This is a genomic window from Lactovum miscens (assembly GCF_014202895.1).
Lineage (GTDB): Bacteria > Bacillota > Bacilli > Lactobacillales > Streptococcaceae > Lactovum > Lactovum miscens.
Genome location: NZ_JACHHV010000002.1, coordinates 17570 through 31567 on the forward strand (window position 1 = coordinate 17570; position 13998 = coordinate 31567).

Annotated in this window: 10 protein-coding genes and 1 pseudogene; 5 read left to right on the forward strand and 6 right to left on the reverse strand. The window is 34.4% G+C overall.

Annotated elements, in window-relative coordinates; genetic code table 11:
- Positions 1–23: 23 nt before the first annotated feature.
- From HNQ37_RS00840 to HNQ37_RS00855, 4 genes are all read right to left on the reverse strand, one after another.
- Complete coding sequence (locus HNQ37_RS00840; protein ID WP_183538368.1) at positions 24–1052, reverse strand: aldose epimerase family protein; 1029 nt, start codon at positions 1050–1052, stop codon at positions 24–26.
- 252 nt (positions 1053–1304) lie between these two features.
- Positions 1305–1517 (reverse strand): hypothetical protein, encoded by a 213-nt coding sequence (locus HNQ37_RS08640; protein WP_183538370.1) that lies wholly within the window; start codon positions 1515–1517, stop codon positions 1305–1307.
- Positions 1518–1731: 214 nt separating this feature from the next.
- On the reverse strand, positions 1732–2517 hold the full coding sequence (locus HNQ37_RS00850; RefSeq protein WP_183538372.1) for a MurR/RpiR family transcriptional regulator: 786 nt from the start codon (positions 2515–2517) through the stop codon (positions 1732–1734).
- Positions 2518–2625: 108 nt separating this feature from the next.
- Positions 2626–4092 (reverse strand): MFS transporter, encoded by a 1467-nt coding sequence (locus HNQ37_RS00855; RefSeq protein ID WP_183538374.1) that lies wholly within the window; start codon positions 4090–4092, stop codon positions 2626–2628.
- Positions 4093–4329: 237 nt separating this feature from the next.
- Here HNQ37_RS00855 and HNQ37_RS08645 point away from each other — a divergent pair, with 237 nt between their 5' ends.
- From HNQ37_RS08645 to mnmE, 5 genes are all read left to right on the forward strand, one after another.
- Entirely contained in the window at positions 4330–4467 is a 138-nt protein-coding gene (locus tag HNQ37_RS08645) for an aminotransferase class I/II-fold pyridoxal phosphate-dependent enzyme (protein ID WP_221288970.1), read from the forward strand.
- A gap of 706 nt (positions 4468–5173) precedes the next feature.
- Complete coding sequence (locus HNQ37_RS00865) at positions 5174–6244, forward strand: GGDEF domain-containing protein (protein WP_183538376.1); 1071 nt, start codon at positions 5174–5176, stop codon at positions 6242–6244.
- A gap of 1539 nt (positions 6245–7783) precedes the next feature.
- Entirely contained in the window at positions 7784–8011 is a 228-nt protein-coding gene (locus HNQ37_RS00870; protein WP_183538378.1) for a hypothetical protein, read from the forward strand.
- 279 nt (positions 8012–8290) lie between these two features.
- Positions 8291–8878: a helix-turn-helix domain-containing protein gene (locus HNQ37_RS00875; protein ID WP_183538380.1), complete on the forward strand. Its 588-nt coding sequence runs from the start codon at positions 8291–8293 to the stop codon at positions 8876–8878.
- Between the two features lie 762 nt (positions 8879–9640).
- Entirely contained in the window at positions 9641–11008 is a 1368-nt protein-coding gene (gene mnmE / locus HNQ37_RS00880; RefSeq protein ID WP_183538382.1) for a tRNA uridine-5-carboxymethylaminomethyl(34) synthesis GTPase MnmE, read from the forward strand.
- Positions 11009–11101: 93 nt separating this feature from the next.
- On the opposite strand, the pseudogene recG reads toward mnmE, so the two are convergent.
- Together recG and HNQ37_RS00890 are read right to left on the reverse strand one after the other, a co-directional pair.
- A pseudogene (gene recG / locus HNQ37_RS00885) lies at positions 11102–13081 on the reverse strand (ATP-dependent DNA helicase RecG); the annotation flags it as partial.
- A 110-nt stretch (positions 13082–13191) separates the two neighbouring features.
- Positions 13192–13857: a GTP pyrophosphokinase gene (locus HNQ37_RS00890; protein ID WP_183538386.1), complete on the reverse strand. Its 666-nt coding sequence runs from the start codon at positions 13855–13857 to the stop codon at positions 13192–13194.
- Positions 13858–13998 lie beyond the last annotated feature (141 nt).

Genomic DNA, 13998 nt, shown 5'->3' on the forward strand with positions numbered 1-13998 from the left:
ATTTACTCACTTGTAATAAGACATTATTTTTTCTCGTTAATTATTTTATAAATAGTTGTTGACTGATAGTTTTGCCCTGCTTTTAGGCTAATATCACCCAGTTCTGGAATTTGTTGTGATCCTGGTGGCACTTGTGTCTCGAAGGTAATTGCACCATGATGTACCTCTGATTTTCCACGGAAAACTACACCTTTATCCCCAAAATTAGCCGTAAATATTACAATACTTGGGCGATCTGTAAACACAGCAATCGATATATCATCTAAAGTTAATCGAGCTTGCTCTACACTTATATCACCTGGTTCATCCAGCAAAAAAGGATGATCAATTCCCGCTACTAAGCGGACCTGCTCATTTGTACTCTCAAATACTTGATATAATTTTTTCCCATTTCGAAAATCAAGAATAGTCCCTCTTACTGATTTTATGTTTCCTTTGACAATTTCAGACTTGTCTTTTAAAGGTACAAACCATGAACTTGCCAAAAATAATTCATGATCATCAATTGCTTGACTAGCATCACCTGTCAAATTAAAGTAAACGTGCCCTGTTGGATTGAACACAGTGTCCTTATTAGATGTTGCTTGATAATCAATTTTCCATTGCCCCTTTTCATCAAAGCTATGTGTCACATGTACTTTTAATTCTCCAGGATAACCATTATCGCCATCTGGAGAAATTAAATAAAAATGAACTCCTGCAACCTCTCCATCATCAAAAATTTCAAAATTCCAAAGACGACTGTCAAAACTACCGAGCCCACCGTGAAGTGTCTGAGGAAATTCATTTTGATTAAGCTGAATATCTTTACCAGAAATATTGATGAGTCCATCTTTGATGCGCCCCGCCGTTCGGCCAATAGTCGCACCCGGATAAGAATCCTTTTCAAGATATTCATCGGCTGAATCAAAACCTAAAACTATATTTCTTCCATTAACAATTAAGTCTACAATTCTAGCACCAAGATTTGTAAAAGAAATCTTTACTTGATTATTATTTTCTATAGTAATAAGTTTTGCGCTTCTTCCAAAATTTCTAGTTGTTACTTTCATTTTTGGTTATTCCTCCTTTATAATTTCTATTGTCTCGTATTTGCTTTTCAAATAACCTTTATACTTGATGGTAACATTTCATTTTTTGAAAATGTTTCCTAAAGATAAAACCTAATTGAAAAAAAAAACAATTTAACTATAGACCAAGAAAAGCTACTTTTAAAAAGTAGCTCTACCAGTTCTTTCATTAAATTTTGTAAAGATGATATATACAATAAATAATGTGTATCTGTTCTCACCTTGCTATATCTATCACTCAACATTCAAAACATGAAAGCTATCATTAATTTCTCTAATTTTAGACAAATCACACTTTGGTTGACGGCCATAAGTCAATAATCCATTAATTTCCTGCTCCACATCGGTAATTTGAGTGTAACAGAATCCCCAAAAATCTTTTGAGGCACATACAGCTTCCATAATTCTCTGGCAATCTTCTACAAATTCTTCTTCATTAGAGACCAATGTATATCTCCACCCAGGATCACCTGAGACATCAAATCTGATCTCCCCAAAATTCTGTTAATAAAATAGGCTGGTTTTTGTAGGTAAAACCTTTCACAATATTGGCCAAGGGCTTCCTGGGCAATTGAGTAAATTTTCCAGAACGTTTATGTTTCTTTGAAATATTTATATTTTTGAATTTTACTCTTTTGACCAAGAATAATAAAAAGGCAACTTAATGTAAAGTTGCCTCAATCTGATGAACTGGAATTTTTCTATCCAGCTCATTTTTATATATTGAGTAAGAGTCAAACAAAACCCGAACCAGAATATGTAAAGGAATCCGACTATGCACTGCCAATTCAAAGAAGGTAACTTCAAGTCTACTTTTGTATCCAACCAGAGATATATCAGTAAGTGAGTTAGCCGTACTATCCTCTACCGCAGTTAATGTTAAAACCTTAGCTCCATGGCTTTTGGCAATCTCAATTGTTTTATTAATTTCAGGGGTTTCTCCAAAAAGCGTGATTGCAATAATCAAATCTGAAGAATTTAGAAACTGAGCATAATATTCCATTGAACTCGCTTCATTTTGGAAAGAGACATGTTTATGATAAAGTTGCAGCTTCTGCAGCATTTCTCTGGCAGGGTTTCCGGAAAGGCCGCAGGCAATGATAATTATTTCATTGGCCTTATCAATAGCCTTGACTGCGGCTTCTATGGAATTTGCTGAGATACCATTAATAGTTTTCAGTAACTCTTCTTCATTCTTTTGAATAGCATTTAAAACTTCCTGAGAAAATTTATTCGCTTTGAGATCTGTCGTTGTTTTTTCCTTTACAGAATAACGAAAGTCTGAGTATCCCGCGTAGCCTTTTTTCCTAACGGTCCTATTCACGGTCGAGATAGAAACATAAGCCATCTCTGCCATCTCAGAAATTGAGATTCTTGGAATTTCTTGGTAATGATTCTGGATGACTTGCCAAGTATGACGCTCCGAGTTTGAAAGTTCTTGCGACATTTTCCCTCCTTTCTTGTAAACGCTATCTATAATTATAACAAAAAGAAATCACTTAAGAAGGGTCTTTTATGAAGGTTTCAATATTGTGTGTGTTTATCCCCATGTTTATTATATTTTCTCTTCATTAGGAGAAAGTAGATTTATTATAAAAGCAAAAATGCACAAAATTGTTGCCAAAAGAAAAACTTGATGAATGGCTCCTAAAATAATTTGATTTAAACTAGGACGGATAGCTTCTGAAATCTCTGAAGAGCTTGTAGAACTTATAAATTTATTCACGCTTTCAAAGCTAACCCTAGGAAAATGATGAAGTTCCGCATTAATTCCGAGAGTAAAAACAAGTCCAAAGATCCCTGTCATCATTGCTTGCCCTAAAGTTCGAGCAAGAACGACCATAGAACTTGCTTGCCCCACCATCTCTTCAGTAACTGATTTTTGAATCAACAAGGTAACGACGGTCAAAATAATACCCATAACCACGCCGATAATGCCTGAAATCACATAAAACGCATAAATAGGGAAATGATTATTTGCTATAACTAGCGGGAATACAAATAAGAACATCAGCACAATGAGTCCTGCATAAAGTTGTTTTGCCTTAAATTTATCCATTAAAAATCCGACAAAGAAACCAACGACCATCCACATAATCGAACTTGGTGTCAGAGCAAGCCCAGCAATGGTTGCAGGAACACGATAGATTGACTGGAGCCAAATTGGAAAATAAATATTAAAAGAGATGAGAATTCCCGAGAGAAGCATGGTTAGTAAGATCTGAACCATAAAAAATCGAGATCCAAACAACTTAAAATCAATAATTGGATCTTTTGACTTTTTTTCAATTCTGAAAAATAGGGCTGATGAAATAATAAAAATTAAAAGATAAACGACTTCAATTACCCAAGAAATCTCGTTCGCACTTAGCTCTTGAAAAATAAGTAAAAGAGAAATCAAGGATAATGAGAGTGTGATAATTCCACTATAGTCTAACTTTTTGAATCCCTCTCCCTGATACACATCCTTGTAACCAAAGGCGGTTAATAAAATTGTCAATATCCCAAGGGGGACATTTATGAAGAAAACCCAATGCCAACCTAAAGTGTCAACAATCCAACCTCCTAATAAAGGACCAAGTAGTGCTGAAATTGCCCAGGCAGTATTAGTCATCGCCAAAATCTTTGCACGTTGCTCATGATCCCAAAGATCCGCAATTATTGTGAATGTCAAGGGCATTACAGACCCTGCACCAATTCCTTGAATCACTCGAAAAGTAATCAAAAGAACCATATTTGGCGCGAACCCACAAAGAAAAGAACCAATCAGAAAAAGTAAGAGTCCAAACATAAATAGAGATTTACGACCAATATTATCTGATAACTTCCCATAAAAAGGCGTTGTAATTGCTGTTGCCAATAAATATATTGCAAAAACCCAAGATTGGAGCTCTAAACCATGCAACTCTGAAATAATAGTTGGCATTGCTGTTGAAACAATTGTTACCTCAACTGAAGTCATAAAAGTTGCAATGAAAATCGCGACTAAAATATACAATTTACCTTTTCTTAAATTACCCATATTCTTATTCTACCATAGAAAATTTAGCTTCCAAGATATTTAGTACAGCCTGTCTATTTTAAAATAATTATGGATGATTTTTTATACAAAGACGTGAAAACAGACTAAAGATAATTGTACAAAAAATTCTCATTAAGTATGCAATAGTTCTTTATCAATAATTAGAATCGTCAATCCCTTCAACATTTGTGATCAAGCTTACGCTGAGATTCCTGGAGAATCGAATCTATTAAGGATTTGATATGCACGCATCCTAAACTCATTATTCTCCGTACTTTATCTAAAGCTTTCGATCTTGCTGGTTTACGTATTGGGTTTGCCTTAACCAACAAAGACTTGATAAAATATTGCAGGCTGCACAAGGTCCTTTCATAGTAAGTGCAGTCAATCCTAAAATTGCTACTCTAGTTATAGAAAATCATGTGAAAGAGGTTCAATAACAAATTCAACTAATAAAAACAGATCACGATGATTTTTATAGGTTTTTGAAAAATTTTCAAGAGCTAATAATTTTTGAAAGTCAGGCAAATTTTATTTATTTCAATCACCCAAACGCATCAAACATTCGTGCGAAGCTATTAGCTTACAATATTGATGTTTCTGGTCTTGAGGCCAATAGTGTGCTCAACTAACTATTGGCAAGCCGTGACAAATGTAACTTATAAAGAATTAGGCTTGAATGTGAAGGATAAGCTGTGTTTCCCGCTTACATTGAAGTATGACACTTCCAAATGTTCGGAAAGTTTTAACCTAATCTCTGATTGAATACAAATTGTTAAATTGAGAATTATCGAACGTAATTTCATAATCTTCAATTCCTAATTGAAAATCCTGAACTGCCTCCCTTTTTAGTTCAAATGAATATTTTTATGCTATAAACGACCTTCTTTTTAGAAAATTATATATTCTTTGGTGATTGTCGATTGTACTTTAGCTTTTCCAATTTTGATCAATACTCTCACATCATTAGAACGTGCTAAAATTGTATCAATAGCTGATAATTTCTTAGCAATAAGTTTGTTTCTTTTATTGTACCAAGACAGTATGAGTAGATAATTAAAAAGTGTGAAGGACAAATTTTATGATTGTGGAAATATTAGCAAATATGGCTATTTTGCTTATTGGAAATTATTTGTATTTAATCAAACACTCCTCAAGAGTTATATCAACATTAATGAGCTTTTGGAAAAACATGTTGCAAGACTCACTGTTACTGAGTATTCAAGGTGTTTTATTAATAAATTATGCAGTTGTATTTTCAGGTGGAAGATATGATTTTAGATTCTTGTTACTGGTTATGATAGTTGAATATTATGATTTTCGAGTTGGTTTAATAGGAACCCTTTTATTTAGTATAATTAGGTTTGCTTGGGGAGGAACTGCTCATGCTTGGTTTATATTATTTTATTGCCTGGTTACTCTATTTCTTCTTTACTTTGTGAAAAAAAATATTAAAAATAGGCTTACAAAATTAATTGAAATATTACTTTTAGATTTTATTTCATTTGCGCTTTTTGTGGCTTTAAGTGTCCTGGCATTTGGAATGCCGAAACCACTTCTTTCAATTTACATGTCCCTTTTTTTTGCCAATCTAATTATGATTCTTGTTTTATTTAAATTTGTTCAAGATGTACGGCAAGCACAAGAAGTGGCCAATATAGATTTTTTAACACACTTATATAATCGAAGAACACTTTACTCAAATGCCAATCAATTATTTACTGAGAAGGTTAATTATTGGTTTACTATGATGGACATAGATTTTTTTAAAACTTACAATGATAGGTTTGGGCATGAAATAGGAGATCAGATTCTAGAAGAAGTGGCAAGGACGCTAACATCATATGAATCGAGCAAAATTTATTTTTATCGCTTGGGTGGTGATGAGTTTGCTGGAATTATTGTAAGTGATGAATTTAATTATGCTTACAATAAATTGGAAGAAGTCCGTGTAGCTGTTTCTAAAGTACCAGTAGACGGAAAACTCAATTCTGAATGTATAGAACATGTGACTGCTTCTTTGGGAATGGTATTTGTTGATAAATCTTTAAACTTCAAAGAGGCACTTATGCTAGCTGACAAAGCACTGTATGAAGCAAAAGAATTAGGAAGAAATCACATTTTCGTTAAGGAATCCAAAACAAAAATTTAAGAGGAATAAACATTTTCTAAAGCAATATAGAAAATGTTGCTTGGAATTATACAACGTAAAGTTTAAAGGCATTACGAACTTGTTATTGTTTCTCTACCGAAGGCAAAGGTGGAAGACACCACTTACTTAAACTTATGGAAAGAAAGACTCGTTTATAATTGATTTAATTAAGCTAAAATATTTCGACCTAATCCGTCAACACAATTTTGGGGATATTTCAGGGAAGATATTCGATTCAAATTCATTTCTACGGATAAATGGCTTGAATTTGTACACTTTCACATCATAGTGATTTGTCATATTTATTACTGTTGTGCCTGTATGAATTTGAAAGCGGGAACAATGCGAATTATAATCCTATGAGCTATTTCTTGTTACATATTCAATAAGAACAACAATAAAATTTTTAGCAACCTTTACTGAAACATAGACAATTCCTGTTCCAAAATAATATTTAATTTGAAGAGTAGTTTAAAACCTTGCTAACCATTATTACCATTCAAAATTATTTTATTAAATCAACTAACATTCTAAATGAATATTATTTTTTATCAAAATCAAGCCTATTTTTATTAAGTCTATTATGATTTTTTTAATTTTTTACTGTTTTACTGTTTCTCGATTTTTCAATGTTTATTCATATAGCTGAATCAAATTTTTTATTCCAATAATTCTTTTATTTAAAAATATTTTCAAGCCTTTCTTTATCTAGAATATTAATCATTTTTACATCTCGCTCAATTAGTTGAGCATCTTCTAATTACTTTAACTTACGACTGACAGTTTCAGGGACTTTACTAATGAAGGACGCAAAATCTTTAAATTTCCTTGAAAATTCAACATAGAGACTTCCAGATAATTTAGATAGATCGAGTAGATGATTAGAAATGCGCATTTCAATATCTTCCATCGAAAAAACCTTCGTTTGATGGAAGATTCATTTTGTTTTTTAACATTTATTTCTAACAGCAAATTGTAAAATTAAGTTAGCCACCTGAAACTTTTATACTTGAATTTGGAAAAACAAAGTAGAAAAGGATTCAGATGCAAGATCATCCTAACACAAGAGATAAACATTTAACATTGATTGAAAGATGGAAGGTGCAATAGAGAAGACCGAAGTGGGAACGGGATTGCACGATTTTTAGGGAAGGTAACACAAATGATTCATTATGACTTCAAGCAAACATGGGTTCAATTGAAGATAAAGATAAATATTCTGCTGAGGTAGCTCAAGCTTGAAGGCACTGTGGATGTCTTTTAAAGCTCACAAAGGTTTTAAATGATCTGATTTCAAAGGGGCATCTGAGAAAAATTATCACTTGAAATTCTCTTTCTCATAAGTTTTCTCATCCTGTCTGTTTACGTACGCTCTACCACTGCACTGGATTGGAGTAGGTCGTCTGGATGTAAAGAATGTAAACTATCATGATTTACTTTATTTCCACTACAAAAAGGTGAAAAATTTGGACATTACAGATTGATACCGTCCTTATGACGAAAGCGAAGGGAATACTTACAAAAAGGACACGTTCAGAGTTGTTTCGTTTGATTTCAGGTAAGTTTGCTCACTCCCTCAACACGGCACTTTTAACACTTCAAAGAAAAGTTAAGTTCAAATCCATCACTTCAGAAAATGGTCGTGAATTTGCACGCCTTCATGAAATGGTGAGGTGTCCAGTTTACTATTGTCATGCTTGTACAAGCTTTGAGTGTGGAAGCAATGAAAACCATAATCAGATGATCCGACGGTTATTGCCTAAATAGACACGAACAACCAAAAAAGAATTTGTGAGTTTTGTTGAAGGTTGAATTAATTCTTACTCAAGAAAAATGTTTAATTATAAAAATTCGAACCAGATATTAAAACTGGCTAACTTATAATTGCAATTTGCAAAATTGACCATATTATTTTACTTACTTTTTAATACATCAAAAGTAGCTGTTTTTATAGAACTCTTTGATATAATAAATTAAAAACTATGGAGGAGAGAGTCCATATTGTCAAATGAAACTGACCCAAACATTTATCTCAAGAAGTCTATAATGAACACTAATGAAGAAAATCTAAAACAGATATCTAACAATGGGCTTGCAGGGCGAATTAGACAAATTCGTGAAGAATTACAATTGACCCTTGAAGAGTTCGGGCGTTGTGTATCTCCTCCTGCTACAAAGAGTATCATCTGGAACTGGGAAAATAAATTTGTTACTCCAAATAAAAAGAGGCTTGAAAGCATTGCCATGCTAGGTTGCACTTCTGTTCAGTATCTCTTAACAGGAAAAAATGATTTATCTAAGGAAATATGGTTTCTCCAAGAAACTGATTCTCTTGCCGGTAAGGCAATGGTCCTTTATAAAGAGGCTTATGACGAATTTAATAAAAGTTTTATAAATACTTTAGAAGTAATTGGACTAATATCAGAACGTTCAAAAGATGAATCCGAAATTAGTGACCATGAAATTTATACACTCCAGGATAATCTTACTTTATACAAGCAAATAAATCATAATATTTTTCAAATAATCTGCCCTAGAAAAGAGCACAATAGAAGTGTTCTCCTTGCATATGCTGAGGAACTCCGGAATAATATTGAAGAACTCATCAAAGCTAATGATAGTCCAGTTCTATAATATTTATATACGAGTATGAGTTAGTATAATGAGTTATAAACTATTATTTTACCTCTGCTGAGAAACTCTTATTAAATATAAAAATTTTTTACAGTATCAAAAAATATGAATCAGTAGCATGAAAATCTTAGGTTTTAAGTATTTACGTTTTATTTCTGACAAGGTTTTACATTTCGCAGTACAAAGTAAAACTAACTCTCAATAATCCCATGAAGATATTTAATTACCAAAGGAAGGTCCTCACAAGAGCTTACATAGTTTTTAGAATATTGAACAACTTCATTTTTTGTTAGACATTATCTCGAAAAAGCATAATTCTGATTTACAACAACTTGTTATCTTTCAGTTTTTATCGTTTATTGTATGCGAAAATCGTAAGTATGGAAAAATCTTATCCTACTCACAATGGAGTTCAATATTAACAATTCTTTGACAATTGATGAAAAATAAAGCTCCTAAAACAAAAATTTATTGAAGAGTTCTTTTATCTGATTTTGGAACATTTTAAATTTTCAGGAACTGACAACCAGCACAAATAAAGCCAATAATTATTATTTACCATAAAATAACACTCCTCTGATTTAGAAACATTCATGTCATTTTACCTTTTGAAAGTGGTTATTACATCAAAGATGTTCAAGAGGATTTGGGCACAATGATATTTCAAGAATGGCAAATGCAAGCGCTAATCTTATTTTTAAAATTTAAAGAGATCACAAATCCTTTAATAACAAGGATTTACAAGATATAGAAAGATATACTATGACATTAACACAAGAATTCGATACCATAGCGGCAATTTCAACACCGCTTGGTGAAGGGGCAATTTCAATTGTACGCTTATCTGGCAGCGACGCTGTTAAGATTGCAAATCAAATTTTCCGTGGAAAAAATTTAGAAAATGTGGTTTCACACACAATTAATTATGGACATATCGTCGATAATGGTGAACTTGTTGATGAAGTAATGCTTACTCTCATGAGAGCACCAAAAACTTTCACTCGTGAAGACGTAGTCGAAATTAATACGCATGGCGGTATTGCCGTGACTCAAGAAATACTACAAACTTTACTTCGCTCTGGAGCCCGCTTAGCCGAACCAGGCGAGTTCACGAAGCGTGCTTTTTTAAATGGACGTATTGACCTTGCGCAAGCCGAATCGGTAATGGATATCATCCGTGCTAAAACAGATAAAGCTGCCTCTATTGCAGTAAAGCAACTTGAAGGTAGTCTTTCAAATCTAATAAAAGATATCCGTCAAGAAATTCTTGTATCTTTGGCAGAGGTAGAAGTCAATATTGACTATCCTGAATACGATGATGCAGAAGATATAACAAGCTCTGTCCTTTTAGACAAAGTCAAGCATTTCCAGGTTTTACTTAGTGGGCTTTTATCCACCGCCAAACGAGGAAAGATCTTGCGTGAAGGTTTAAAGACAGCTATTATCGGTCGACCAAACGTTGGCAAATCTTCCTTGTTAAACCAACTTATACGTGAAGAAAAAGCTATTGTCACTGATATTGCTGGAACTACCCGTGATATAATTACTGAGTTTGTTAATATTGGCGGTGTTCCGCTTGAGCTAATAGATACAGCAGGAATTCGTGAAACAGATAACTTAGTTGAATCAATCGGTGTTGAACGTTCTATGAAAGCCATGGCGGAAGCAGATTTGGTCCTTCTGGTTTTAAATGCCTCTGAAGAGCTAACTGATCAAGATAAACAACTAATTGAAATATCCTCTTCAAGTACGCGCATCATTTTATTAAATAAAACAGATCTTCCCCAAAAATTGGATGAGCATGATCTACCTGGAGATTTCATCAAGATTTCAGCCCTTAGAAATGAAAACCTTGATTCTGTTGAAGGAGCAATTAACAAAATCTTCTTCTCAGGAGAAATTGTGGCACAAGATGCGACAACACTTTCTAACTCTCGACATATTGCTCTCGTTGAGCAAGCCCTTCAGAATCTTAGTGAAGCAGAGGATGCACTCGTCATGTCTATGCCAGTTGATCTTGCTCAAGTTAATGTCCGTGAGGCTTGGGAAAATCTTGGAGAAATCATTGGTGACAATGCCCCAGATGAATTAATTACTCAACTTTTTACTCAGTTTTGCCTTGGTAAATAAGAAAAAGCCGTTCAAAAGTGAATGGCTTTTTTTTACCTAATCAAAATCTGAATCTGAAAAATTAAAACTTGACAGATAGTTCTCAAAATTCCCATCTGAATCTGCAAAAATCTTTATGGCTTCTTCACGTGCAACTTCTAAAATATTATAATCATTGACCAAATCAGCCACTGTAAATTCTGGAATTCCTGACTGTCTAATGCCAAAGACTTCACCCGAGCCTCTCATTTTTAGGTCTTCTTCTGCGATTTTAAATCCGTCTGTCGTATCCACCATGATTTGCATTCGTTGTTTTCCAGACTCGGACTTAGGGTTAGCCACTAGAATACAGTAGGATTTCTTCTGTCCCCGGCCTACCCGCCCACGGAGCTGGTGCAGTTGAGAAAGTCCAAAGCGATCGGCATCCATAATTATCATAATGGTTGCGTTTTGAACATCTACTCCCACTTCAATTACCGTTGTAGATACCAACAAGTCAAGCTTTCCAGCTTTAAACATTGCCATGCGTTCTTCTTTTTCATCAGCTTTCATTTGCCCATGTAGAAGACCAATCCGAGCATCCGCTTTAAAATAGTCAGAAAGTTCCTCATACAGATCTTGAGCATTCTTCAAATCTAAGGCTTCAGATTCTTCAATTAAAGGAGAAATGACGTAAATTTGTGCTTTCTCTTTTAATATTTCTGTCCTTACCCACTTCAAAACTTCATCAATTTGCTGATGTTTTACCCATCGCGTTGTGATTGGCTTACGACCGGCTGGTAACTCATCGATAACTGATACGTCCATATCACCAAAAGCAGTAATTGCCAGGGTCCTTGGAATAGGAGTCGCCGTCATCATCAACACATCTGGATTTTGACCCTTTTCACGCAAAATTTTTCGTTGGTTGACACCAAAGCGATGTTGCTCGTCAGTAATCACTAAGCCAAGATTGTCAAATTCAACACCATCTTGGATCAAGGCATGAGTTCCTACAACCATGTTTGTATGTCCAGTTGCTAAATCTTCTAAAATTTCTCGTCTTTCAGAGGCCTTTATTGCACTCACCAATAAAGAAACCTGAAGTTCTGGGAATAACAATGTCAAATTTGCAAAATGCTGTCTAGCTAAAATTTCTGTTGGGACCATCAAGGCAGATTGGAATCCTGCTGTATATGCTGCATACATTGATAGTTCCGCAACTACTGTTTTTCCAGACCCGACATCGCCTTGCAGTAAACGATTCATGTGTGTCTTACTTATCATATCAGCCAAAATTTCTTGTAGAGCAAATTTTTGGGCAGAGGTCAGTTCAAACGGAAGCTCACTTTCCTTAGCCACCACTTTTTCCTTATCATAAGTAACCAATAAGCCTTCTCGACCAGATTTTTCTTGATCCTTCAAAGCTTGCAGCCGAAGCTGAAAAATAAAAAGTTCTTCAAATTTTTCTCGCCTTAGTGCTTGCTTGTGCTCGTTTAAATCTACCGGAAAATGCATTGCCTTCACGGCTTGTTGACGGCTTATAAGACGATATTTTCGTAAAAGTTCTTGCGGGAGATTTTCTTGTAAAAGTTCTAAGGCACCACCTTCAAAAGCTGTTTGAATCAACCTAACTAAGCTAGACTGCTTAACTCCTTGCATGACATGATAAATTGGCTGAAAATCTGCATCCGTCGCAATAACCCCATGCTCGCCTTCAACCGAGGAGAGAACTTTCAAACCAAGTAATTGCTGTTTCTTGCTGTCCCATTTTCCATAAAGCCCAACTTTTGAACCTACCTCCAACTTATCCTTAAGATAAGGCTGATTAAAGAAAGATACACCAAAAACTGAATTATCCTGCTTAGCTTTAAAAGTCAATCGGGAACGTCGGGCTCCAAAATAGCTAAGATTTGCTGGAGTCACAATTTCAGCAACAATCGTTGCCTTTTCGCCATCCAATAAATCTACCACATTGCGCCCAGCTATGTCTTCATAGCGGAATGGAAAATAAAGTAGTAAATCCTCTACTGTAAAAATCCCAAGCTTTTTATAATTCTCAAAGGACTTTGGACCAACACCTTTTAGGTATTGTATGGAGTCTGTTAAATTCATTAATCAAATTATAGCAGAACTTATAAATGTCATATGCATTTTATGAGTTTTTCATTTATGAACTCATCTTTCCAATTAATCATAATTAAACATAGTAACTTTTTAAAAAATCAATTTTTTTCAGCTATTGCTGGATCATTGATCATCTCAACAATTTCATGAATCAAGTACATCCGATCATCTAGAATGTGAATCTGCTCTGCGCAATTCTGTAATTCATCCGACAAGTGTTGAGGCATGTCGCCCCCATACTTATAACGCACCTTATGTTCAAGCTGGGCCCAAAAATCCATAGCTGCTGTTCGAAGTTGAATCTCAACAAGGCAAACCTCATCGCCAAAAAGCCCACCCAACTTCACTTCCATAATCATGTGATAAGAACGATAACCACTTTGCTTTGGCTCTGTCAAATAATCCTTTTCGCTGACTACATTGAAGTCATCCTGTGCCCGCAAGACCTCGGCAAGTTCATAAATATTCTTCGCATAAGAACAGATGATCCTCACTCCAGCAATATCCTTTAATTTCTTTTGAGCCTCTTCAGCTGTCAAAGGTAAATCCTTTTTAAGCAATTTTGCGGCAATTGATTCAGGCGACTTAATTCGTTGCATAAGATGATCAATCGGCGAAATCCCACCGTCTCTATGGTAATATGCATCCAGATTATTCAATTTTGTCATAACTATGGCAAGAGCGCAGTTATATTTGACTAGAGCCAATTTTAATTTATCAAATTCATCCTGAGGGAAACGAGGTAGCATAATTTCTTTATCCATAGTTTAATTATAGCGCATACAATAAAAATGGCAATCCGACTTTTGACCTATCTGACTATTCAAAATTATATATTCTCTTGATTTATGGCTAACCAAATCAATTTTGAAAAATCACTTGTACCTGCTTATAACTTCCTCTTA

Coding starts and splice junctions, on each gene's coding strand:
- HNQ37_RS00865 (WP_183538376.1), top strand. CDS start 5,174: ATGATTGTGGAAATATTAGCAAATATGGCTATTTTGCTTATTGGAAAT.
- HNQ37_RS00850 (WP_183538372.1), bottom strand. CDS start 2,517: ATGTCGCAAGAACTTTCAAACTCGGAGCGTCATACTTGGCAAGTCATC.
- mnmE (WP_183538382.1), top strand. CDS start 9,641: ATGACATTAACACAAGAATTCGATACCATAGCGGCAATTTCAACACCG.
- HNQ37_RS00875 (WP_183538380.1), top strand. CDS start 8,291: ATGAACACTAATGAAGAAAATCTAAAACAGATATCTAACAATGGGCTT.
- HNQ37_RS00855 (WP_183538374.1), bottom strand. CDS start 4,092: ATGGGTAATTTAAGAAAAGGTAAATTGTATATTTTAGTCGCGATTTTC.
- HNQ37_RS00890 (WP_183538386.1), bottom strand. CDS start 13,857: ATGGATAAAGAAATTATGCTACCTCGTTTCCCTCAGGATGAATTTGAT.
- HNQ37_RS00840 (WP_183538368.1), bottom strand. CDS start 1,052: ATGAAAGTAACAACTAGAAATTTTGGAAGAAGCGCAAAACTTATTACT.